The sequence below is a fragment of the Legionella maceachernii genome, assembly GCF_900167045.1.
GTDB classification, from domain to species: domain Bacteria; phylum Pseudomonadota; class Gammaproteobacteria; order Legionellales; family Legionellaceae; genus Tatlockia; species Tatlockia maceachernii.
The window spans coordinates 18,531-41,415 of sequence record NZ_FUXJ01000024.1 but is presented as its reverse complement, the minus strand read 5'-3'; the positions used below and the strand labels follow the sequence as shown (position 1 = coordinate 41,415).

Sequence of the window (22,885 nt, the reverse complement as noted above, 5' to 3'; positions counted from 1 at the left end):
GTCTCTTCTTGAGCCACTGACTCTGTCACTGTGGAAATAAAATCCTGCGTATCGGCTTCTACTTCCGCCCTTTTAATCATGGAAAACAGGTAGTTGATATTCTCTTTAACGGAGTTGGTTTTAGAGATAATGCTTTCATCCAGCGCTCTTCTCTCGTTGTCCCGAGCATTGACTTGCTCTGAGAGCAATAGCTCAACTTCTTGTCCTAAGAGCGTGATTCGTTGTGCAAGCGAAACGAGTGTTCTTTTTAATTCCATCGTGTCATCGCTTTCATGAGTTGAGGCGATTGCGGAAATCACACATTGCATCTCATAACCCTTTAATTCCTCATAGCTTGCTGTAAAGGCTTTCAGTTTTGAGCTCATGTCAATTAATGCGCAAATGTATTGGTCATGGCATTGCTGTGAGGCAAATAAATCAATTTTCCTATCCGAAGGAAAACTGTACTGGATTAAGGTTTCATTAATTCCCTCAAGGAAGCTTAATAATTGTTTTGCCGTTTCTGCGGTTTGTTCTCCGACATAGCGTTTATGTCTTGCTTGCCTTATTGCCTCAAGTTGTACTTGCACATTGTCTATCGTCTTTCCATTGGAACTCATAAGTCACCTGCTTTTAAAAAGTTAAGCTTGCTTTCAATGGGGATTGAAGGCACCTAAGTAAGGAATAAGCAAGACGACGCCCTTCAATTCTTTTAATAGGGGCAATTGGCTGTTGGGGATATTCGTGAATCAGTTTAAAACTTAGGGAACTTATAGAGAGGAAAAATGTCCTAAGACTCGATGGAAACTGATTAACTTAAAAAATATCTAATTCAACAATAGCTTGCTTATTGATTCAGAATTTTCTTAAGTTACCAGCCCTCCACTATCTCGGTCTTCTGTGCGACACAAGATAAATTATTTATTGAGTCGACGTTATTTTACAAACCAAATGTTAAGGAATTATTAAGAGATGTAAAAAAAAGCAAGTGAACCTGCATTTATTATCTTCCATTCAGAGCGAGAATTGATTTTAATGTTTCAAGACTCATATTAGCCCCGCTTAAAACAACCACATGGTTTTTCCCTTGAAATTTTTGAGACTCACTTGATTTTGCAGCTTTTAAAAAAGCGCCTAAAGCAACTCCGGCTGCACCCTCAACCAAAAAATGCTGTGTTTGCATTAAATGAATGATGGCATTTTTAATTTCCTCTTCGGAAACTAAGACATAATCATCAACAAATTGATTGCATAGATCAAAGGTAATGGAGTTAGGTTCTATTCCCCCCGCCGTGGCATCGGATAAAGTGGGTAAGGTCTCCATTTCTACCACATAACCTGCTTTAATCGACGCTGACATAACCGGAGAATTTTCGGGTAAACAGCCAATAATGTTGATGTTTGGATGAGTTGATTTTAAATAGCAAGCAATCCCTGCAATTAAACCCCCACCACCGATAGGGACAAAAACAGTATCAATTTCCTCAAGTTGCCTGGAAAGCTCTAAACCAATTGTTCCTTGGCCGCTGATCACTTGAAGATCATTATAAGGGGAGATATAAACCCTTTCATGTTGATTTGCGTATTCCAATGCATACAATTCAGTTTCTATACAATCTCTTCCGTAGAATCGAAGATTATTCGTATAATTACGAATATTTTGGACTTTGGCTGACGAGGCATTTTCAGGAACAAAAATCATTCCTTTCAAAGTTAGTTTATCTAAACCAAAAGCAACCGCTGCACCATGATTACCAGAAGAAGCTGTGACAACGCCTCGCTTTCTTTCAGAAGAAGTCAAGCTTAATAGCTTATTGATAGCCCCTCTAACCTTAAAAGAACCCGTAAGCTGAAGGTGTTCACATTTAAAAAACACATTGCTCTTCGTTTCATGACTTAATGCAACCGAATAATCCAAAGGAGTTTCTCGAATATATTGCCTGATTCTGGCCTCAGCAGTAATTACTTTTTTTTTAAAATCCAACATGCCTTTTACCTTTTCATGGATTTTCAAAGAGTTAGTGGTGACCTAGATATTCAAATACTTTAAACAGCCTTTTACTGGTAAAAGCGCATTCTTATACAAATGAATTAATCATTATTTTTAATGATTTAAGTACAGGTCCCATAAGGAAAGTTCATTAGAGAATGCAGTATACCTATATAAATAATCTCCTGGCAATCTAAGCTTATAGGCGGTTTTGATACACAGAAACTGAATATATGCTAAGGTTAAATAATATAGATCTCGCTGATATCATTTGAATTAAGGGATTGTTCAAAATGAAATTGACAAAAGAAGCGACCATCGCCTCTCAATTAGATAAGATTGCTGCACAGCGAGATGAGTTAGTTGCTAAAATTAAAGAATATGAGAAATTACTAAAGGAGCAACCTCAATATCTTGAGAAGATAAGTACTCCCATCTATCAAATATCCATTGATCTAAAAAAAATTATCTATATTAATCCAGCGGCTAGGAAATTGATGAAGTTTTCAAGTAAAGAACTTTATCAAAATCCTGATTTATGGTTTCAATCGATTCATGAAAAAGACCGATCAACCGTATTTCGCGCACTTCAAAATATGGCTAAAAACAGAGAAAGTGAAATATTGCTTGAGTACAGAATCAAAAAAAATGACAAAACCTATCTATATGTGACTAATAGAGCCACCCTGATATATGACAGTCAAGGTAATCCTATCTATATTATGGGCTTTATACATGATACCTCTGAACTTTTTACTGCCAAAAAGGAAATGTTACTCTATGATCAAATCATGAATGTGGCGCACACAGAAAAAAGTATAGAAGTTGCTATTGAAGCAATATTGAGAATTAGTTGCTTATCATTCGAATGGGATGAAGGCGAAGTTTGGCTAATTGAGCAATCAACAGATTCATTATATTGCATAAAAATTTGGCATAACCTTCACGATGAGATCAAAGAATTTTATGAAAAATCGTACCAATTAAAAATTAATCTCAACGAGGGCTTTCAAGGTGAGGTAATACGGAATAATTTACCAACACTCGTGACTGACTATAGCAAACATAAACAATATATTCGTGGCGTTTCCGCCCAAAAAGCTGGATTAAAAACCGTCTTTGGCTTACCCATAACCCACCAGGGTAAAATACTTGGTGTACTGATTTATTTTTCCAAACATGTAAAAAAGCTTACACATAGACAAATTAGCATTGCGGAAAAGATATCCGCAATATTAGCCGATATTATTCAGAACAAATGCAATAAAGATCAAATACTTTATATTACCCATCATGATAATTTAACGGGATTAATCAATCGCTTAGCTTTAGAAGAATTTCTAAAAACTGAAATCAATAAGAATAATAAATTAATAGCGCTTATTATGATGGATTTTGATCGGTTTAAAAAAATCAATGAATTCATGGGACTTGATGTCGGAGATACTGTAATCAAGCATATGGCTTCTAAGTTTAGTGAGTGCCTATTTGAAACATGCGCGTCGATTGCCAATCTAGGTGGGGATCAATTTGTATTTGTCCTAAAGGATATGAAACGAGTTGAAGAAATTCCACCATTGATTGAGCGAATAAAATCGATTGTAAAAACTCCTTTGATGATTAAGGGTAAAAATATTTTATTAACGATGAGTGTAGGGGTAGGTATTTATCCTTACGACGGGAAAGAGGTTCTGTCGCTATTAAAAAATACTAGTATTGCACTCAATCATGCTAAATCCAGGGGGGGGAATTGTGTGCAATATTTTTCAGAAATATTACAGAAAACGGCGACAAAAACCATAGAGGTTGAAGATAATTTACGCCGCGGGCTCGTTGAAAATGACTTCAGATTATACTATCAGCCTAGAGTGGATTTAAAATCAGGACAAATTATCGGGGTTGAAGCCTTGCTGAGATGGCAAAGCCCTAAAGAAGGATTGCTATTACCCAATGCGTTTATTCCCGTAGCAGAGCAATCGGATTTGATTGTTTATATTGGTAAATGGGTTTTGCTGGAAGTTTGCCGCCATTTTCCCTTTGAGCATTTAAATATCCCCGTTTCGATTAATTTTTCTGCTCGTCAGTTCCAAATTCAATATGATATTGTGAAAGTCATTACACTCATTTTAGAAAAATTGTCATTGCAACCTAATCTACTCGAAATTGAAGTCACTGAGTCCCAATTGATGAGTGATCCTGTTCGCTCGAGCAAGGTTTTGGGATCACTTCGAAAACTGGGCCTATCCATCGCGATTGATGATTTTGGTACGGGCTATAGTTCATTTCAATATTTAAAGCAGTTCAAACCTAATCGAATAAAAATCGATAAATCATTTATTGATGGTTTACCTGCCGATTGCGAAAATGCAGGCATTGTTAAAGCAATCATTGCATTATGTCGCAGCTTAGAGATAAAAGTCACTGCTGAAGGGGTCGAAAATGCTGATCAATTACGATTTTTAATGGACGAAGGATGTGATGAAATGCAGGGATTTTATTTTTCAAAACCATTGCCCATCTACGACCTTATTTATTTGATTGATAGCAAGAAAAAATTAACGCTACAGTAGCCTCAAAAGTCGTGCCTCTGAGTGCTACTACATCTAGTGATTAAGACACCTTATTTCTTAACCTGTTTTTTATTGCTTTTCTCCGCACCCTTCTTACTTTTTTTACCCATGCTTTTTTTAAGTAAAGTAATAAAATCAACCACATCATCCGGTGTACGGCGTCTAGCAGTGACTTTTTTACCCGCTTCTTTTTCCACTTGTGCTGCTTTTTTATCGAGCCATTTGCTCATTGCTTCGCGGTATTCATCATGGTATTTCTGCGGATCCCATTTAGCGCTTAAATCATTAATGAGATTAACTGCCATTTTCATTTCACGATCAGTCACCTTATACGTTTTCAATGATTCACTAGGTAGCTTTAATTCATCCTCCTTACGTATCTCCTCATCAAAATGGATGAGATAAAGGACTAAAGCTTGATCATGAGCCATCACCAAACTTAAATATTCTTTCGTGCGAATAATGGCCTTTGCCACCCCTACTTTTTGAGTTTTTTTTAAGGCCTCTCTTAAAAGAACATAGGCTTTTTGATTTTTTGAATCGGGAAGAACATAGTAGGGCTTCTCGAAATACAGATTGTCGACGTCGTTTAAGTCAACAAACTCTTCAATATCAATGGATTTATATAAGTCAGGACTCGCTTCTTCAAAAGCTTGCTCATCCACAACAATATAAGCCCCTTTATCGTATTCATACCCTTTAACAATATTTTCCCAGGGAACTTCTTTGTCCGTTTCACTGTTCACCCGTTTATAACGAATACGAGCATTATCACGAGAATCCAATAAATGAAATTTCAGCTCATTTCTTTCTTCAACAGGTACAATTTGGATAGGAATAGTAACTAAGCCAAAAGAGATATCGCCTTTCCAGATGGCTCTCATAATTAATCCTTCATTTGAGCAGTTATCCTTTAATTATAGCCATCAACGCATGATTTTTATTTCACGGGCTTAACCGTTATGGTAATTTTAAGATTTAGAGCATTGGCGTTGCACTTGCTGTTGCTGGAAATAATAAATAAAGCGTCGCCATAATTATTAATAAAGTAGTAACAACAACTAATTTTTGATTCATTTTTAGTCCATTAATCATGAGTTTCCTACTCATAAAAGTATATTAATAATGGTAAGAGCGCAAATTACTGAGAAACTGCTCATGAATACTCATTGAAAGAGTGATTAAGGGGTTTGGATAACCCATTTAGACCTTAAGGAAAACGGATGCGCGAACAAGATCAATTAAATGGGCAACTGATTGGATGGGTAATTCTCTGTATTCGATTTGTCCAAGGCTGGATTTTTTGGGGTGGCGGATCGCGACGATTCATTTATGATCCGCAAAAACTCAATCCTTATGCCCCTCAATGGATGGCGAATAAAATTCAAAGCGCGATGCCAGGCGCCCTATTCGATTTAAGCTCGGTAGTCAGCTTTTTATTACACCACTTTATCTTACTTTACGTTGCCATCATTGGCTTCAGCCTTTTGGAGCTGCTCAGTGGTGTAGGACTTATTTTGGGTTTTTGCACGCGTGCTGCTGCTATGGTCACGGCAGTAATTAGTATCATTCTCATGCTCTTATTTGGCTGGCAAGGGAGTACTTGTCTTGATGAGTGGACAATGGCGGTTTCCAATTTATCGATGGGCCTAGCGCTAATTTTAGCCGGGAGCTCTGTTTATTCATTGGATGCCTGGTTCATAAAACGTCGTCCTCATTTATTGCAAAAGCGCTGGTTTTTACTGTTAAACAGTGGTCCATGGGCTTTTACCTCATTGAGACGCACAGCCATTGTGTTTTTTATCTTTACCGTGATTTTTACAGTGGGAACCTACGACTTTTACCGCGGTGCAGTTTTTTCCCGATACCATGCAGGACCCGTGAGTGCCGATGTTTTTCACTTAAGCTTAAGCAATGGACAATTGGATGCCAATGGTTCAGTACGTTTTAAATTGAATGTGGATGCGGGTCCAAGTACCGTACCTGCTTATATTGTGCGAATTGAGCTATTGGATTCAACCAACAAGATTGTTGAAACCTGGACAGCCTCAACATTACGCGCCTTGCCAAAGGCCGCCCTTCTCAATCATTACCACTACAATAAGATTGACACAGGGATATATGGTTTAGTTGCCCCCGAAAGCGCAGAAGCCGAAGTTTTGCTTCCCGGACAGCAGTTTACTCGTCTCAATACAGGTAGTTACTTATTGCAGGTGTATACAATCGATGGTAAACGATGGAATCTAGATTTAGATCTAAAATAACCCTTCGCGATGAACACTGAGTGCAGACAAGTCTATTTCTTCAAGCTCAAAAGAAATTATGGTATAAAGGGCGCATTTACATGAGAAGGCAAGCTGAGGATGAAATATCGTCCAGATATTGATGGCTTAAGAGCAATTGCAATTCTATTTGTTTTGTTTTTTCACAGCGGTCTCGCGCTCTTTCCCTCGGGTTTCGTTGGCGTTGACTTATTTTTTGTCATTTCTGGTTTTTTGATTACCACTCTTATTCATGAATCCATTCAGAATAATCATTTTTCATTCGCTGAATTTTACAGCCGACGATTGTGGCGTCTACAACCCGTCTTCATTTGTCTCTTAGTGGTGGTCACCCTTTTTGCCTTGGTCTTCTATTTGCCTGATGATTTAGTGCAATACGCCAAAAGTGCTCGCAAAACCTCCATTTTTACTTCTAACAGTTATTTTTCCCGTGTCACCACCGGCTATTTTGCTGCCGACAGCAATCAATTGCCTTTGTTGCATACTTGGTCATTATCGATTGAATGGCAATGTTACTTCATCTTACCCGTGGCCATTTACTTATTGAATCAGGTCGTTGCGAAGCGACACTTAAGCAAACTAATTTATGGGCTTACGCTTCTCTTTTTCGCCTTGGCTTTTTATTCCTCGACCCATCATGCTGACAAAACTTACTACCAGTTCTTAAGTCGTATTTTTGAGTTCCTAATAGGCTCTTGTGTGGCCTTATCGCCCCGAACCGTTGCTTTAAACAAAATTGTGGTAAATTCACTAAGCTTGTTTGCCTTACTCACCTTATTTTATGTCGCAACACGCACTGATATCAGTTTTGGTTTCCCCAATGGGTATGCCCTGCTTCTTTGTGTTGCTGCGGGTATCTTGATTGCAACAGGAAGTCATCCTTACTCCCTTGTGGCTCGATGCCTGGCCACCAAACCGCTGGTTTTTATCGGCTTAATTTCATATTCACTCTACATTTGGCATTGGCCTGTCTTTGCCTTTATTCATTACCTCAACATCGAAAGTACCCATTTAATCCTCTCCTTAGCACTTTGTGCCAGCTTCATTTTGGCTTATCTTTCTTGGCGATTTATTGAAAAACCAACACGCAAATTCAATCATCTGAAATTGGGTTATACCCTCATTCTTTTATTGCTTTTACCTATTGGTTTAATGCATCTAAGCGGGCATATCATTAAAAACAATGCAGGCCTTCCACACCGGTTCAGCAACGACGTGGTGGCCGTTTTTGAGCAATTAAAGCGGTATGATGTGGCTCAAAGAGAAAAATGCATGGGTAGAAACGGTGTTGACATCAACAATCGATGTACTTTTGGCGCAAATAATCCTGACAGTAAAACAAGCCTAATGATTGGCGATTCTTTCTCCAATCATTCCTGGCGCTTTGTTGAGACATTGGCTAAAGAAGCAAATCTCTCTGTTCTTGCGCAAGCAACACCCGGTTGCCTTGCTCTTCCTGGAATTTATCTTTACGACTGGTCAACCCATAAAAACACTGTTTATCAGGAATGCTATCAGGAGACTAAACGCTATTATGAGATGATTAAAGCGAATCATTATGATTTTGTCATTATTGGGCAATCATGGGGCGGCTATTTAGGAACTAACGTCATTAATCAGCTCCACGATGAGCGCTCTATAGCACTATCCAAAAAGCGGATCAAAACTGCATTAGATAAAGCGCTACGCTTAATTACTGATTCGGGATCTGTGCCTGTCATTATTAAAGCGACTGCGTCATCAACTTCCAATTTGCGCGATTGCTTTTTTAAGCATATTAAGCAAAGGAAAAAATACCACCCCGAGCAATGCGAGTTTAGTCTACAAAGCGAAGTAGATCCTTGGCTCGATGATTTATTCTTAACAATGCAAAAGAAATACTCTCAATTAATCCTTATTGATCCAAGAAAAGTGCAATGTTCGCAGGGACGCTGTAAAGCCGATATCAATGGCGTCCCCGTCTTTCGAGACATAGCCCACATTACTGATTATGCTTCCTATCAACTCGCCAGACGTTATCTGCAGCAATATAAAAATCCGTTACTGATTTAGTGTGGGGCACAATACTAGTCACAGCGTTCTAATGCCAGCGCAATACCCTGTCCACCACCAATACACAAAGTAACAATACCGCGGTTTAATCCATCGTGTTTCATTGAATACAACAACCGAGTGGTTAAAATAGCACCTGTTGCCCCGATTGGGTGCCCATGAGCAATTGCCCCGCCTTCGACATTGACGATGTTTTCGTTAAGCCCAAGTTCACGAGTCACTGCGATAGCAATGGCTGCGAAAGCTTCATTTATTTCCACTCGCTCAACATCAGCCAATTTCCATTTTGCTCGTTCCAATGCCTGCAAAACAGCGGAAACGGGACCAATACCAAACATACCAGGCTCAACCGCACTGACTCCATAAGCTACGATACGCGCCATGGGTTTAAGCTTGTGAGCTGAAACAAAGGGAGCATTCGCAATAACCATCGCTGCTGCGCCACTGTTTAAACCTGGCGCATTACCCGCTGTAATGGTACCCTCTTTGCGGAATGCAGGTTTTAGTTGAGCAAGTGTTTCTGCAGTGGTATCAGGACGATTATGTTCGTCTTTTTGAAATAATTCGATCCCTTTACGCGTTGTGATTTCAATGGGTGTGATTTCAGTGTCAAATTTACCTTCTGCTTGCGCTTTTGAAAAGCGTTGCTGTGAGCGCAGCGCCCATGCATCTTGTTCTTCCCTAGAAATGGAATACTTCTTGACGAGATCTTCAGTATGCCAACCTGAATGGTTTCCTGAAAATATATCGTGTAACCCGTCCAAGAGCATGCTATCAACGATTTTGTTATCGCCCATACGGTATCCCCAACGTGCTGAAGTAAGAAGATAAGGACAAAGATCCATATTTTCCATGCCCCCAGCAATAGCACACTGAATATTGCCACTAACTATCTCTAGATAGGCAGAAACAATGGCTTGTGCACCTGAACCACAGACTCGATTGACTGTGTAAGCAGGGACATTGACAGGTACACCACCATGAATAGCGGCTTGCCGAGCTGGATTCATCCCCGCACCCGCTTGAACAACTTGGCCCATTACAACGGCTTCCACATCCTCTGGTGAAAGTTCGGCGCGTCTAAGCGTTTCCTTGACTACTGCAGCACCCAATTGAGGCGCAGAAGTGTTTTTTAGCGTGCCATTAAAAGTCCCAATAGGCGTACGAGTCGGTGAACAAATGAAAATATCAGTCATGGCTTATCCTTATCCTCGCTAAGATAATTAATAAGCATAGACGTTTTAGTTACGAAAGGGAAATTAACCATTTTGTAAATTGCCCATTGGAGAAAAGAGAAAAGAATGCCTTTTATTGCTAAACTAAAAAGTAACGTTTTAAGCCCCAAAGGAAGTATTGTGAGTAAAAAAGGAGTTTTTACAGCGATTTTTATTTTGACTTTAGTTTCTACTTCTTTCGCACAAACCAATGGTCTAGAGCCACCTGAGTTTTGCCTTGATTGCACGACTCAAATTACCCCAGCAGTTAAATGGAATGCGATCTTATCTGAAATCCCTCGATTTACCGTGCCTGTGAATGTTTATGACATCGATGGCTTTGATAATTCAGCCAAAATCGTTGCCACAATTCATGCAAAAAATGCTAAAGCGATTTGTTATCTTAATGCAGGAGCCTGGGAAGATTGGCGCCCAGATGCGAAGGATTTTCCTGAAGCCCTCAAAGGCAAATCCAATGGCTGGGAAGGGGAAAAATGGTTGGATATTAGTCAAATTTCACAGTTACTCCCCATCATGGAAGCACGAATCACGATGTGTAAAAACAAGGGATTTGACGCCATTGACTTTGACAATGTGGATGGTTATACCAATAAAACAGGGTTCCCTCTCACTGCAGAAGATCAACTTAATTACAACACTAAATTGGCAAACCTGGCTCATAAAGCCGGACTTGCGGTGGGCTTAAAGAATGATCTTGACCAAATTGAACAACTCGAACCTTATTTTGATTTTGCAATCAATGAACAATGTTTTTATTACAACGAATGCCAGTTACTCACCCCTTTTGTCCGTGTAAATAAAGCCGTATTCAATATTGAATATGATCTTAAACCTTCCCAATTTTGTGCTAAAGCCAATGAGCTGTATTTTAGTTCCATCAAAAAAGATAAAAAATTAGCGGAAAAACCCGTTCATTTTTGTAATTAAAATCAATTCTCTGATTGACAAGTTCATTTGGAGATTATAGCTTTTATCCACTAAATGATTGCCACTCAATGGACTTTTATGACTTACCTCTCACTTCTAAATTTTAAAACATTATTTTTTTCAAGTTATTTTTTTTCAATTGCTTACACCCATTTACGAGGAAAAGTTCGCCTAAAATTTTTGCGCCAACTCACGGATCACTCAAGCTTGATGGCTCCTGTTAATGCCATTATGTATCTTTTTTCTTCAGTTCCCAAAACCCCTTTTCTTGATTTAGCAGATTTCCCCGAATTAAAACTGCTACGCGATAATTGGGAAACAATCCGTGAAGAAGCGGAGTCTTTGTACAAAGAGGGTTACATTTCAGCGTCAGATAAATACGATGATATTGGCTTTAACTCTTTTTTTCGCCGAGGATGGAAGCGCTTTTACCTCAAATGGTACCAGGAACCAATGGATTCTGCGCAAACCCTTTGTCCTAAAACACTCAAACTCATTCAACAAATTCCTAATATTAATGCGGCTATGTTCACCCTACTTCCGAAAAATAGCTTTTTATTTAAACATCGAGATCCGTATGCTGGATCACTTCGTTATCACTTAGGGTTAATCACGCCTAACTCTAAGGAATGTTGTATTTATGTCGATGGTGAACCTTACTTCTGGCAAGACGGTCAAGACGTGCTTTTTGATGAAACTTACGTACATCATGCTGAGAATAACACTTCTCAAGATCGAATTATTCTTTTCTGTGATGTTCAGCGACCTTTAAACAATGCTCTGGCCAACCGATTTAATCGTTTCTTTAGTCGAACGGTAATGAAAGCAGCTTCTAGCAAAAATTTACCCAATGAACGCGTGGGGATTATCAATCAATTATTTACCTATATCTATCAAATACGGTTAGTGGGCAAGAAACTGAAAAACTACAATAAAAATCTATACTATATAATTAAATATGCTCTTTTTATTAGCTTCATTGCTTTATTTTTTCTATGAAGGCAACGATTGAGGTAAATCAAGCCAAAATAAATAAATGGCTTTTGCATTTTTTCTTTATTAATTTGCTTGTCGTTTATGCACTTTCATACAACTATGTTGTCGATGCATTTGCGATAAAACTTTATAATTTTGGAACAAATGGATTTGAAGAGGCCACTTCTTTTACCCGTTTCATTGTCAGTTTCTACCTCTTAGTCACGTACATTAGTTATTTTGCGTTCTTAACTCTTTTAGCTTTGCTTATTCCCTATCTGCTATCTAAATTAACATCGCAAAATTGGCTGACTATGGGACTTAGTATTCTTTTCGTCAGTTGCTTTATTTTGTACCTTATTATCGATCTGTATGTGTTTAAGCTGTATCGATTTCATTTAAATTCTTTAATCTTCAAAATGCTTTTCAGTCAATACAGTGATCAAATCTTTTATTTTTCGAAAAATGAATGGGTTGTGTTCTATCTGCTTGTCTCTGCCATTCTCGTGGCTGAGGGATTCATCGCGTTGCTATTATGGTTTAATAATGTCATTAACCTTTCAAAATGGATTATACGGTTTATTTGCGCATCTATTATCTTAATTGTTCTTTCCTTTTGTTCTACAGTGGTAGGCAATAAATATTTGATTAGGCAAAGTACTATTTTTCCGTATTACACCGATATTGTGCGTCACCTGTTTTATGTCTCGAAAGAAGACATGAATTATTTTGTGTTTAGTCACTACTTTGCGCAATCAAAATTTCCTGATCATCAATTAACCTACCCCATTAAACCCTTGCAATGCAAAAAGAATGCGCGCCCGCCTAATATCTTTGTTATTTTAATTGATACTTGGCGTTTCGATGCCATGAATGAGAAAGTGACTCCCAATATTTTTCATTTTGCTTCGGAAAATCTTAATTTTCATAATCATCTGAGTGGTGGTAATGCCACTCAACCTGGGGTATTTTCACTGTTTTATGGAATACCTGCCTCTTATTGGACAGCCATATTTGAACAAAAAAAGAGTCCTGTCTTGATTAATGAATTAATAGATAAAAATTACCAATTCGGGGTATTTGCTAGTGCTAGCTTAACGATACCCGATTTTGCTTCAACCATCTTTAAGCAAGTACCTCACTTACCTGCTCCCAAGGGGTGGGCTTACCAAAGGGATCAAGAAACGACCAAGCGATTTCTTTCTTTTTTAGAAAACCATAAACCTAATCAACCTATCTTTTCTTTTGTATTTTATGATTCAGCGCATGAATATTGCGAAAATAGGAACTATCAAGGCCCTTTTCAACCTGAGCTGTCTTCTTGTAGCCGCTACCTTTTTAATAACGACTACAATGCACAACCATTAGTGAACCGCTATTTAAATGCAGCCCACTTTGTTGATCAACAAGTGGCTCAAGTATTGGCTAGCATCCAAAAAGCGAATTTATGGGATAATTCAATCATTATTATTACTGGCGATCATGGTGAAGAATTTAATGACAACAAGCAGAACTATTGGGGGCATGCAAGCAATTTCAGTAAATATCAAATCAAAGTCCCGTTTATTGTGCATTGGCCCGGTAAAACAAAGCAACACTATGATTTTATCACCACTCATTATGATGTTGTGCCTACAATTATGTCAGATGCATTAGGTTGCCAAACTCCCTATTCTGATTACAGCTATGGCATGAATTTTTTTGATAACAAAAATCGCTACCCACTTATTGTTAGCGGCAATTACAACATAAGCTATTTAACTCCGGAAACGATTACCAATCTATTCCCTTCTGGAGATTTCGAAATTCAAGATGCAAAAGCGAAAGCCTTGACGAATGGTAAACCCGATGGCAAGCAATTAATATCCATACTGCATGACGTAAACCGTTTCTATCATTAATTCATACCTCGATAAGAACGACAATTGTCAGCATGCCCTCTTTTCGACTACACTTTGACATGGCTGAGCGAAGCGTTTGTTAAAAATTTAAAATAGGGATCAGAACATGCCCTTCACACTTTTAAAACAATGGATTACAGAAGAAAAAGAGGCAGGAGCATCCAATCCTCAACACGCGGTCTTGGCTACAGCAACTCTGAACGGTGTGCCGCACAGTCGTGTGGTTGCTATACGGGAAATTACGTTAAGCGAACTCCTTTTTTTTACTCAAAAAGGAACCCAAAAAGTCAACGATATTATTCGTAATCCACAAGTATCACTTACTTTTTGGTTTGAACTTAAACAAAGAGAAGTTATCCTTAACGGCACCGCTTTGCCTTTGTTGCCAGCAGAAATAGAACATTACTGGAATACTAATCCACAGCTAGCCCAGTTAAGATTCACTGCCTATGCGCCAACCTCAATGCAGCCTATTGCGACTAAACATGTGATAGAGGACAAAAAGAAAGCTATCGAAAGAGAATATTCGAATAAACAGTTGCCCTTAAGTCCGCTCTATTGTGGGTTTCGAATAAAACCTACTCAATTTATATTTTATTCACTACGTTTTGACGAATTATCGGATGTGGTTGAATATTATGGGCAAGATGAACAATGGCATCGACGTATTTTATCTCCCTAACAAAGAATTATTTGGAGAAACATATGGTGAATTTACAAAATAAGATCGTATTAATAACCGGTGCCTCGAGCGGCATTGGGCAAGCGTGTGCCCGTCTTTTCGCAAAAAGTGGAGCGCATCTTATTCTTTGCGCACGTCGGCAAGAGCGCATAGAACATCTTACCAATGATTTGCAAGCCATGCATGGCATACGCTGCATACCCATTGTACTGGATGTGAGAGATAAGACAAAAGTTGAATCCGCCTTAAATTCTTTGCCTCCAGAGTGGCAAAAAATCAGTGTATTAATTAACAATGCCGGGCTTGCATTATCGACGGATCCAATACAACAAGGATCCATTAGCAATTGGGAAACGATGATTGATACCAATGTGAAAGGATTATTGTATGTCACTCGCTCAGTATTGCCGGGTATGCTTGCTCGTGAAGAAGGGCATGTTATAAATATTGGCTCAATCGCTGGGCAAGAATGCTATCCGAATGGCAATGTCTATTGTGCCTCCAAACATGCGGTTAGAGCCCTGACAAAATCAATGCGTATGGATTTATTAGGCACCCCTATCCGTGTAACTGAGATAGCGCCGGGAGCGGTAGAAACGGAATTTAGTGAGGTACGCTGGAATGACAAAGAGAAAGCAAAAGCTTTTTACGAAGATTTTAATCCTCTCTATGCTGAAGATATCGCAGACGCTGTTCATTATTGTGCAACTCGCCCTCTTCACGTTGATATTGCAGAAATGACAATCATGCCAACAGCGCAAGCCTCAGCGAGTTGCATTTATCGCTCTAACAAAAAGCTGCAATAGCAGGGTTTTAGTAAAAATCAGCTTCCATGCTGATTTTCTTAAGTATTTATAAAAGCTCTCTTCTTTTTTCATGGCGGACTTGAGCTCTACCTCCGGATTCTTTCTCGACCGCTTGTGTTAAACTTATCTCTAATTTACCTGACTCTAAGTCCTTTAATTTCTGTTCAGGTAAATTCCTAATTTGCGCTTCAAACTGAGACACTAAAGTTTGAATAAGTTGCTTACGTTCCACAAAATACCTCCACAATTTATACTGAACAGGGTTAACCGTGTTATTTACACTTTAAACTAAAAAATTAGGGTTAATATTTCTTTGCCGCATCTAATTTTTTAGCCCTAGAAGCTGCCGGAGCGGTAGCAGGTCCAGAAGGAATAGGACTTTTGACTGGGCCAATAACCCCACCTGCTTCCCTTCCGACTACTGGCGTTAAACTTATCTCCAATTTGCCAGATCCAAGCTCTTTTAGCTTGTGTTCGGATAATTTTCTAATTTGTTCCTCAAACTGAGACACCAACGTTTGAATAAGTTGTTGACGCTCCATAAAATACCTCCATCAATTACATCCGCTCCATTTATTGAATGATTAAGCCATGCACCTCAGACCACGGTCATTAATTTCCTTTTTTTAACTCGGGTAGCGTACGACCTGGCTGAGGGCCAGTTTGAGGTAATGGAGGCGAAGAGGGTTTTCGCTTACGCTCGCCTGCTGCACCACCCGCTTCATTACCTACTGTGGGTATGAGCGCGATTTCTAAATTTAAATTCGCTAATTGCTCAGACGATAAGCCATTAAGTTTTTCTTTAAACTGAGATACTAATTGTTGAATAAATCGTTCATGTTGCATGTTACTTATCTCCAGCTAAAATAACCCGCTTCAATAAGTTTAGTCCAATCCAACGCATCCTGCCAAAAAATCAACCATTACAAGGAGAGGCAATGAGAGAATGGTAATAGAGCCTAAATAGACCTTTTGATTTTGGAGATTAGCATTTCATCTAACTCCATTGAATTTTTTGCTCCAGATTTAATTGTGCTAACCGAGGGAAAAACGGCTTAAGCTTTTTAAAGAAGTCACAGGCCATAAGGAGCGCACCTAACGCAAAAATCACATCGCCAGGAAGCCGTAACCATTGCCATAATAACGTTGTATTATAAAATTCAAGACTTCTCGCGTGTGCTAAACCGTGTTCATAAACATCCACTAATTGCGCCCAACCAATAGGAAAGAAATTTAAAACGATCCATAATAAGAGACCTATGTTATATAGCCAAAATGCCCAGATTCCTAATCGCTCGTCCCAAGGCAAACCCTCACCCGCAGCATAGCGTAGACAAAAATAAATTAATCCTATGCCCAATAAACCAAACGCACCGAACAAAGCAGTATGTGCATGATTCAAAGTCAGAAATGTACCGTGCTCATAATAGTTGACAAGGGGAGCATTAATAGTGCCACCACCCAACACCCCTGCACCCACAAAATTCCAAAATGCCGCTCCAAAAACGTATAAACAAGCCAAATTATAAGTAAATAATCCTTGCCGCTTAATCAGTTGGCGATGTTCAATGGCATCAATTATAAGCAATACTAAAGGGAGTACTTCAATAAAAGAAAACATCGAACCGAGTGGCACCCAAAAGCCGGGTGTCCCGGTCCAATACCAGTGATGTCCAGTACCAATAACACCGCCTAGGAAAATAAGAATAGTCTCAAAATACATTGTCCGTTCAGCAAGAAGCCGAGAAACCAACCCTGACCCCATGAGAAAATAAGCAGTAGCAGCGGCAGCAAAAAACTCAAAAGATTGCTCAACCCAAAGATGTACAACCCACCAGCGCCAAAAATCAGTGATTGTGAATGATTTTTCTATGCCTGTCAGTGGTATCATGCCAAAGCAGTACAGTACTGCAATATTAATCGTGCTTGCCCACAACATGTGTTCTAATCGAATTCGGCCGGTCCAAAATTCAACTGTTGCTTTTTTTAATTGCTCTCGGCTTGGCCATATACCTCGAAAAATAATACAACTCCACAGAAACAATCCTAAGCAAAACCCGATTTGCCACAGTCGTCCTAACTCAATGTAGGATAAACCTTGATTACCAATCCAAAACCAAGCTTGGTTAACATAGCCCATAATCCCTAAATAATTGCCAACGATTGCTCCACCCACGATAAAAAGAGTAACCCAAAACAATAAATCCACTAAAACCCCCTGCCTTTTTGCCTCTTGCTTGCTGATGAGGGGGGCAAGAAAAACAGCAGAGCTTATCCAAGACAACGCTATCCAAACGATTGGCGTTTGGATGTGCACATCACGTAAAAAGTTAAAGGGCAAAAAGCGGCTGATACCGATGCCATAAAATCCAGTGCGCTCTGCATAACAGTGAGCCATAATCGCACCCACACCAATCTGCACTAATAAAACGACGGCGACAATCACAAAATACTGTCCAACCTTCTGCTGACTCACTGTTAACGGTTTAAAATCCAAAAAAATAGGCGTTTTTGCTGCATGATCTGGAATGCTGAGGTATCGATGATAAATGTATAATATTGCACCAAAACCAAAGAACACAAAACAAAAAGAAATCCAAGTCCAATAGAAAGTCGATGAGGTTGGGTAATTTCCTACTGAGGGTTCATAAGGCCAATTATTGGTGTATGAATTATTTTGTTGTGGCCTGCGCGCGATGGTCGTCAGTGAAGAATAAATAAGAAAACCAGCGGTTTGCAGTGCGCTATTTTCATCTAAACTGTAGGCTTTGGTCCAACCCGTTTCAAAATTATGATGAAGTAACCTTTGTGCAATCTCAGATTGCAATTGAGAAACGGCCGTTGCAACGGGCTCAGACAAAATCGCTGTTTGGTGGCTTAAATCAATGTGTTGCAATGCTTGTTGCATCGCTTTTCGAGCAACATACTGCTCACTTTCTGATAAATTTGTGGAGGACTTACCAAAACGTTGGCGCCCTATTTCTTCCTCAGTCAATTGCCCTAATCTCACCAGGTATTTTGCAGTGTAGTCTTCACCAAAATAAGATCCCATACCATATAAGCTACCATAATCCATCAGATCAGCTCGTTGAAATCCCGCTTTCCCTTCAATAATGTCATTTGATGTCATAATGACCTTTCCTGAGGGAGTAAGAAACTGCTGAGGTAAAGGAGGGGCAAGTTGAAAAGTTTTATAAGTGCCCCAAATCAGAATCCCAAAACAGACAATAGCTGTTATGAGAAGAATCCATTTAAGAACCTGGGAAATATTATCGGTCTCCGCAGTCCTATCTTGGGGTAAATTCATTATGGCTTTCCTTCGCGTTAAAACGAATAAGTGCAATTTTTTAGAATCGCTCGTCGATTGGGCCAAGGCCCAATTTTCTTTTAAATAGCCTGAAATTGATAGGATAGCATTATTAATCAAACAATTATATTGGCTGCGAAGACATGCGATACTTCAAAATAACCCTAGTCTGTAGGTCGGGCCTTATCTGAACAATTTAAAAAACATTGCATGCTATTAAGTAAAGCCAAACCTACTTTAAAGAGTTGCATTGGGTGAGACGTTAGGATGAAATCATTTTTCTAAAGCTTCATTAAGATGATCCAATAATTTATCCTCTGAAAGATGAATAAAATCCTTTTCAATATGATGTGTGACTCGTTTTTTGACTTGTTTATCGAGATGTTTCAACAAAAGACCATTGATGTGTGGGGGTGCAACCAGAATTAATTTTTCATATCCATGGACAGTATTATTGTACTCAAGGATCTTCGCTATTTCTTTAGAAAAATTTTCAATTTTTATTTCTTTAGGATCAGTGGGTTGTGTGTAAGTTCCATGAGCTTGCCCCATGGCTTGATAGCGTCCAGGTTTATCTGAGGTAATTTCGATGTCCCTTAATTTATTTTCTGGATGCTGGATTTCTTTAATTAAATCTATTTTATGTTTTGTATAGTCATAAATTCGGCAACAAGTTGAATCGAAAACCAATAGCCACGTTGCATGCTTCTCTGTCATTTCTAACTCCCTGTTTTAGCCCTTCTCTCCTTTGTTTAGAAAGAATAGCATCATTATGGACTTCCCTCATGTGTATAAGCTGTATTAAGTGTAGTTCATGATAAGCAATTAGCAATACAATTACCTATCAACACAAAAGAGCATCATCTACAGTTATCCCTGGAGTTTAAGCTTCAGGGACCTGGAGTGAGACTGGCTATTATTACACCTTCTTACTTTTTACTTGGCTGCTGGTTGTTGCGCTTGCGGTGTCTGTTGCTGTGGCTGTGCTGCTTGCTGCTGAACTTGTTTTATTTGTTCCTGAAGATTGGATTGTACTTGCTTTATTTGATCTTGAAGTTGAGAATTCATTTTTTGCATTTGACCTTGTAACTGAGATTGCATTTGCTGAAGTTGATTTTGAATTTGCTTGTTCAATTTATCTATTTGCTTTTGCTGATCAGATTGAATTTGGTTAAATTGATTTTGAATTTGTGTGTTCAATTGCATAATTTGCTGAGTGGGCGAACCTGTCAATTGTCCAGGAGAACTGTCCTCTGACGCGTAACTTGATGCACTTACTACAGCCAATGAAGACAAAGTCCAAACAAAAAGCTTTTTCATCCTTTACTCCATGAAATTTAATAAGTTAGTAACTAACTGTAATCCCTATTTTAGGCTAAATGCAAGTGGGAAATAGGCTCTGTTTGCAAGCTCAAAAGAATTTGGATGAGAAGTAGCTTGAAATGGTGTTAACCAGTTCTGGACAGCCAAGCCGGCGCAAACTGAAAAAACAAGAATCATTCGCTCCTTGAGCAATGAAAGGATTTGTTTTGCCATCCCAAGGAATAAAGTTTTCCATGCTAGTAAAGTACGATAATTGAGGACAATCAAGGGTAAGGCGTCCTTCTTCTTTACAAAACTTAAGCAGCTTTTCGCATTCTCTCTTTATTGCATCATAATCTTCTTGCTCGATTATAGGGTTATATTCATAAGCTAATGTAATATGGAATCCCTTGGGCACATTGTCCTCCAACCCAAATTCTCTGGCTATGGCCCTAATTAATTCTTCTTGCTCTGTAGGTAATGAAACATACAGCTGTAACACATCAGGAATACTTATGTCATCGATTGAAATTTCAGGGGTTAACGGGGTTTCACTGAGCTTAGCATGAAGCTTCTGTAAAAAATTGAGCTGCTTTGTGACATAAGACGGCCAATCATCGGGATATTGTTCCTTCGTATAAAGATTACACGTCGTCATATGGTAGCTTGTGCAAGGCAAAGGCTTATAATGTTCACTTATCGCTTTAGAATGAACAAGAAAGTCATAAACTTTTTGCCAAAAAGGAGTAGCATTATTTCCAATAGCTGCAATCACCGTGACACCCGGGAATGTAGTATAATTACCATCTTTATCAATCCGTTTCATAAACCTTCGCGAGAGCTTAACTGCGGTAAGCGATATGATAACAAAGACTTGGAATCTATACAAATTAATAGGCTTATTATACAGGTCAAGCGCATCTAATTTCTAACCATAATATCTTTCTTTTTGCCTATTTCCGCGCTTCATGGGCGGAATCTAGACTATTTGGCTTTATAATTACTATTAGAGGCCTTTACCCTACTTATTATATTTTTCTTTGAGATCACCACTATTGCTGTGTCCATTCATTCTTATTCAAGGGCTTTGGTATGAACTTGACTTGGACTAAGTTGTCCAATCTCCATTTGATGATCAGTATCAATGACAGTGCGTAGCCTCATCTGTATACTAACAAGCGCCGCCAATTCGGGTATTTGACTACCAAACAAAGAATGTGATTTAAATTTTCCTAATCCATCAACTGTGCTTTGAATTAATTTTTCTGCAACGGGTAGGTTACCATGACTAAGTTCTCGAATAACTTCAATTAGATTTTTTTCGAGAAACTGATGCCTGGAGGCCCCTTGTCGATAAACTGAAAAATACTCACCACTGACTCTTGCTTTGTTTACAGCAATTAGACTGTGTAATTTATCTGCTAAATCAAAACAGGTTTTAGCATTCTCTACATTGGAATTAACTTGCTGTAAAAAATTGCTTTTTAGATCTTGATCAAACGGTGACTCGCTAATAGCTGCTCGTAGTGATTGCTCATTAAAGGATTGTTTTTGCTGCTTGATCTCACCATGCACTGCGGCTCTCTTGAGAATTTGATTATTGTATTCGATTGTTTTCTTTAGCGCTTCATCAAATGCTATTTCATTATTTGCTAAGAAAAGCCCTTCAAGATCAAATGAATCAAATCCATTAATAGCGGTAAAGGCATTCTTTACTTTATCAAGCTCTAAGGGGGAAACAAACTCATGCAAGCTATGCCCTCCAGAATTAAACAAGAGAGCAGAAATGAAAACCGTTAAAAAAGTTTTCATTTTATCACCTGATAAATAAATACTTTGGCCTTGAACAGAAGCAGTGTCTTTTATTTTAAGCATAGCCCTAAGCTGGCAAAGCAATGTTCCAGAAATTGAGTTTGAAAAAGGATGCACTAATCTTGAAAAATTATCTTTTACCCATGTTGCATCAGCGTTGTAGGTGGCTTGATCTGAAGGTTTTAAAAATGTTTGGGTTTTCTTCATAAGTGCTTCGTCTTCTCTAGGAATAGGCATAGTGGTTTTTAGAAGACCTAGAGCACTTGTCGGCGTATTCTTATTTACATTTCTAACTTTTTTCCCTCTTTCCTCTGGCAGGTAAATCCCTTCTCCATAGATATCTAATGGTAATAATTTGGGATTACTATCAGCGATAACCATTGCCACAAAAGCAGAAGACACTAGGGCTATTAATTTTTCCCTTGATTCCTCAGAAAAATCGCTGAATATTTCATTATCTTTTAATTTTTTAAGGTAATATCCATATTCTCGTTCTGTGTTATCGCCAAAGCTGTGAGACTGAACACCTAAAACGGTATCATAAAGATCACTGTAATAATCTGGTGCAGTTTTCTTCACCAACTGCAGATGTTTTTCTAGTTCTTCAGTACTTAATTTATCAAGGTGATTTGCAAGTGTTTCATAAGCGAGATGAGTTTCAAAATATCGACGCGAACTATCATTATCAATAATTTCCGGATCAGCTGATATTTCAAATTCTTGCAGAATAGGATCTTTTAAATAATCAACAATTGCAACGCGACTTTCATCATCTTTAGCACCAACCAAATACAATTTTTTAAGCGTAGTTAACTGCAATTTTAAATTGTCAATTAATTGCAAATTTAACTCTTTTTCTTCTAATTGCTTAGCTAAAAATTTGGATTTATAATCTATAAGAATCAGGAGTGCTTGGGCTACAGAAATTTTCATATAAAACGACTTTAATATAACAGATATTTCTAAATATTATGGATGAATTTAATTAACAAAATATTAAGGATTAAATAAATTTTTAGGAAGGATTTGGCACTGGTCTAACAATTTTAGACAATCGAACTATCT

The 22,885-nt window shown here is 38.5% G+C and carries 20 protein-coding genes; 8 read left to right on the top strand and 12 right to left on the bottom strand.

Translation table 11 applies throughout. From position 1 onward, the window contains the following. Both B5D33_RS15250 and B5D33_RS15245 read right to left on the bottom strand, forming a co-directional pair. Positions 1–599 (bottom strand): hypothetical protein (locus tag B5D33_RS15250; RefSeq protein WP_139364757.1); only part of this gene is annotated, 599 nt, incomplete at its 3' end. 383 nt (positions 600–982) lie between these two features. Then, a complete protein-coding gene (locus tag B5D33_RS15245) occupies positions 983–1,966 on the bottom strand; it encodes a threonine/serine dehydratase (RefSeq protein ID WP_058451692.1) in 984 nt (327 codons plus the stop codon). A gap of 296 nt (positions 1,967–2,262) precedes the next feature. On the opposite strand from B5D33_RS15245, the gene B5D33_RS15240 reads away from it, so the two are divergent. Continuing rightward, positions 2,263–4,539, top strand: coding sequence for an EAL domain-containing protein (locus B5D33_RS15240; RefSeq protein WP_058451693.1), 2,277 nt, complete (start codon positions 2,263–2,265; stop codon positions 4,537–4,539). Positions 4,540–4,589: 50 nt separating this feature from the next. Here the strand turns inward: B5D33_RS15240 and ku are convergent, their stop codons facing one another. Beyond that, positions 4,590–5,423 carry a non-homologous end joining protein Ku gene (gene ku / locus B5D33_RS15235; protein WP_234802530.1) on the bottom strand — a complete coding sequence of 278 codons (834 nt, stop codon included), beginning with the start codon at positions 5,421–5,423 and terminating at the stop codon, positions 4,590–4,592. Between the two features lie 339 nt (positions 5,424–5,762). Here ku and B5D33_RS15230 point away from each other — a divergent pair, with 339 nt between their 5' ends. Then, on the top strand, positions 5,763–6,803 hold the full coding sequence (locus tag B5D33_RS15230; protein WP_058451695.1) for a TQO small subunit DoxD: 1,041 nt from the start codon (positions 5,763–5,765) through the stop codon (positions 6,801–6,803). Between the two features lie 99 nt (positions 6,804–6,902). After that, on the top strand, positions 6,903–8,873 hold the full coding sequence (locus B5D33_RS15225; protein ID WP_078767503.1) for an acyltransferase family protein: 1,971 nt from the start codon (positions 6,903–6,905) through the stop codon (positions 8,871–8,873). Positions 8,874–8,887: 14 nt separating this feature from the next. Here B5D33_RS15225 and B5D33_RS15220 read toward each other — a convergent pair whose 3' ends face one another. Beyond that, positions 8,888–10,069: a thiolase family protein gene (locus B5D33_RS15220; RefSeq protein ID WP_078767502.1), complete on the bottom strand. Its 1,182-nt coding sequence runs from the start codon at positions 10,067–10,069 to the stop codon at positions 8,888–8,890. A 105-nt stretch (positions 10,070–10,174) separates the two neighbouring features. Between B5D33_RS15220 and B5D33_RS15215 the strand changes: the two genes are divergently transcribed. From B5D33_RS15215 to B5D33_RS15195, 5 genes are all read left to right on the top strand, one after another. Beyond that, the gene (locus B5D33_RS15215; RefSeq protein WP_058452848.1) at positions 10,175–11,035 is read left to right on the top strand and encodes an endo alpha-1,4 polygalactosaminidase; all 861 of its coding nucleotides are present in this window, start codon (positions 10,175–10,177) and stop codon (positions 11,033–11,035) included. A gap of 78 nt (positions 11,036–11,113) precedes the next feature. After that, positions 11,114–12,034: an aspartyl/asparaginyl beta-hydroxylase domain-containing protein gene (locus B5D33_RS15210; protein WP_058453062.1), complete on the top strand. Its 921-nt coding sequence runs from the start codon at positions 11,114–11,116 to the stop codon at positions 12,032–12,034. After that, entirely contained in the window at positions 12,031–13,911 is a 1,881-nt protein-coding gene (locus B5D33_RS15205; protein WP_058452847.1) for a sulfatase-like hydrolase/transferase, read from the top strand. The genes B5D33_RS15210 and B5D33_RS15205 overlap by 4 nt, the downstream gene beginning before the upstream one ends. A gap of 106 nt (positions 13,912–14,017) precedes the next feature. After that, a complete protein-coding gene (locus B5D33_RS15200) occupies positions 14,018–14,593 on the top strand; it encodes a pyridoxine/pyridoxamine 5'-phosphate oxidase (protein WP_058452846.1) in 576 nt (191 codons plus the stop codon). A gap of 23 nt (positions 14,594–14,616) precedes the next feature. Further along, positions 14,617–15,399 (top strand): SDR family oxidoreductase, encoded by a 783-nt coding sequence (locus tag B5D33_RS15195; protein WP_058452845.1) that lies wholly within the window; start codon positions 14,617–14,619, stop codon positions 15,397–15,399. Between the two features lie 46 nt (positions 15,400–15,445). Here B5D33_RS15195 and B5D33_RS15190 read toward each other — a convergent pair whose 3' ends face one another. The 8 genes from B5D33_RS15190 to B5D33_RS15155 form a co-directional block, all read right to left on the bottom strand. Next, positions 15,446–15,631: a hypothetical protein gene (locus tag B5D33_RS15190; protein WP_058452844.1), complete on the bottom strand. Its 186-nt coding sequence runs from the start codon at positions 15,629–15,631 to the stop codon at positions 15,446–15,448. 70 nt (positions 15,632–15,701) lie between these two features. Further along, the gene (locus B5D33_RS15185; RefSeq protein WP_058452843.1) at positions 15,702–15,941 is read right to left on the bottom strand and encodes a hypothetical protein; all 240 of its coding nucleotides are present in this window, start codon (positions 15,939–15,941) and stop codon (positions 15,702–15,704) included. 70 nt (positions 15,942–16,011) lie between these two features. Next, a complete protein-coding gene (locus tag B5D33_RS15180) occupies positions 16,012–16,245 on the bottom strand; it encodes a hypothetical protein (protein WP_058452842.1) in 234 nt (77 codons plus the stop codon). Positions 16,246–16,396: 151 nt separating this feature from the next. Continuing rightward, the gene (locus B5D33_RS15175; protein ID WP_058452841.1) at positions 16,397–18,706 is read right to left on the bottom strand and encodes a nitric-oxide reductase large subunit; all 2,310 of its coding nucleotides are present in this window, start codon (positions 18,704–18,706) and stop codon (positions 16,397–16,399) included. A gap of 273 nt (positions 18,707–18,979) precedes the next feature. Next, positions 18,980–19,423 (bottom strand): host attachment protein, encoded by a 444-nt coding sequence (locus B5D33_RS15170; protein WP_058452840.1) that lies wholly within the window; start codon positions 19,421–19,423, stop codon positions 18,980–18,982. Positions 19,424–19,642: 219 nt separating this feature from the next. Then, entirely contained in the window at positions 19,643–20,026 is a 384-nt protein-coding gene (locus tag B5D33_RS15165; protein WP_058452839.1) for a hypothetical protein, read from the bottom strand. Between the two features lie 91 nt (positions 20,027–20,117). Next, positions 20,118–20,834: a DUF1868 domain-containing protein gene (locus B5D33_RS15160; protein WP_058452838.1), complete on the bottom strand. Its 717-nt coding sequence runs from the start codon at positions 20,832–20,834 to the stop codon at positions 20,118–20,120. Between the two features lie 248 nt (positions 20,835–21,082). Beyond that, the gene (locus tag B5D33_RS15155; protein ID WP_058452837.1) at positions 21,083–22,753 is read right to left on the bottom strand and encodes a hypothetical protein; all 1,671 of its coding nucleotides are present in this window, start codon (positions 22,751–22,753) and stop codon (positions 21,083–21,085) included. Positions 22,754–22,885 lie beyond the last annotated feature (132 nt).

What these genes read in the sequence shown, in the direction of transcription:
- B5D33_RS15155 (WP_058452837.1), bottom strand. Translation starts at nt 22,753, where the DNA reads ATGAAAATTTCTGTAGCCCAAGCACTCCTGATTCTTATAGATTATAAA.
- B5D33_RS15225 (WP_078767503.1), top strand. Translation starts at nt 6,903, where the DNA reads ATGAAATATCGTCCAGATATTGATGGCTTAAGAGCAATTGCAATTCTA.
- B5D33_RS15210 (WP_058453062.1), top strand. Translation starts at nt 11,114, where the DNA reads ATGACTTACCTCTCACTTCTAAATTTTAAAACATTATTTTTTTCAAGT.
- B5D33_RS15220 (WP_078767502.1), bottom strand. Translation starts at nt 10,069, where the DNA reads ATGACTGATATTTTCATTTGTTCACCGACTCGTACGCCTATTGGGACT.
- B5D33_RS15215 (WP_058452848.1), top strand. Translation starts at nt 10,175, where the DNA reads ATGCCTTTTATTGCTAAACTAAAAAGTAACGTTTTAAGCCCCAAAGGA.
- B5D33_RS15195 (WP_058452845.1), top strand. Translation starts at nt 14,617, where the DNA reads ATGGTGAATTTACAAAATAAGATCGTATTAATAACCGGTGCCTCGAGC.
- B5D33_RS15170 (WP_058452840.1), bottom strand. Translation starts at nt 19,423, where the DNA reads ATGACAGAGAAGCATGCAACGTGGCTATTGGTTTTCGATTCAACTTGT.
- ku (WP_234802530.1), bottom strand. Translation starts at nt 5,423, where the DNA reads ATGAGAGCCATCTGGAAAGGCGATATCTCTTTTGGCTTAGTTACTATT.
- B5D33_RS15175 (WP_058452841.1), bottom strand. Translation starts at nt 18,706, where the DNA reads ATGAATTTACCCCAAGATAGGACTGCGGAGACCGATAATATTTCCCAG.
- B5D33_RS15240 (WP_058451693.1), top strand. Translation starts at nt 2,263, where the DNA reads ATGAAATTGACAAAAGAAGCGACCATCGCCTCTCAATTAGATAAGATT.
- B5D33_RS15245 (WP_058451692.1), bottom strand. Translation starts at nt 1,966, where the DNA reads ATGTTGGATTTTAAAAAAAAAGTAATTACTGCTGAGGCCAGAATCAGG.
- B5D33_RS15165 (WP_058452839.1), bottom strand. Translation starts at nt 20,026, where the DNA reads ATGAAAAAGCTTTTTGTTTGGACTTTGTCTTCATTGGCTGTAGTAAGT.
- B5D33_RS15230 (WP_058451695.1), top strand. Translation starts at nt 5,763, where the DNA reads ATGCGCGAACAAGATCAATTAAATGGGCAACTGATTGGATGGGTAATT.
- B5D33_RS15180 (WP_058452842.1), bottom strand. Translation starts at nt 16,245, where the DNA reads ATGCAACATGAACGATTTATTCAACAATTAGTATCTCAGTTTAAAGAA.
- B5D33_RS15200 (WP_058452846.1), top strand. Translation starts at nt 14,018, where the DNA reads ATGCCCTTCACACTTTTAAAACAATGGATTACAGAAGAAAAAGAGGCA.
- B5D33_RS15205 (WP_058452847.1), top strand. Translation starts at nt 12,031, where the DNA reads ATGAAGGCAACGATTGAGGTAAATCAAGCCAAAATAAATAAATGGCTT.
- B5D33_RS15185 (WP_058452843.1), bottom strand. Translation starts at nt 15,941, where the DNA reads ATGGAGCGTCAACAACTTATTCAAACGTTGGTGTCTCAGTTTGAGGAA.
- B5D33_RS15160 (WP_058452838.1), bottom strand. Translation starts at nt 20,834, where the DNA reads ATGAAACGGATTGATAAAGATGGTAATTATACTACATTCCCGGGTGTC.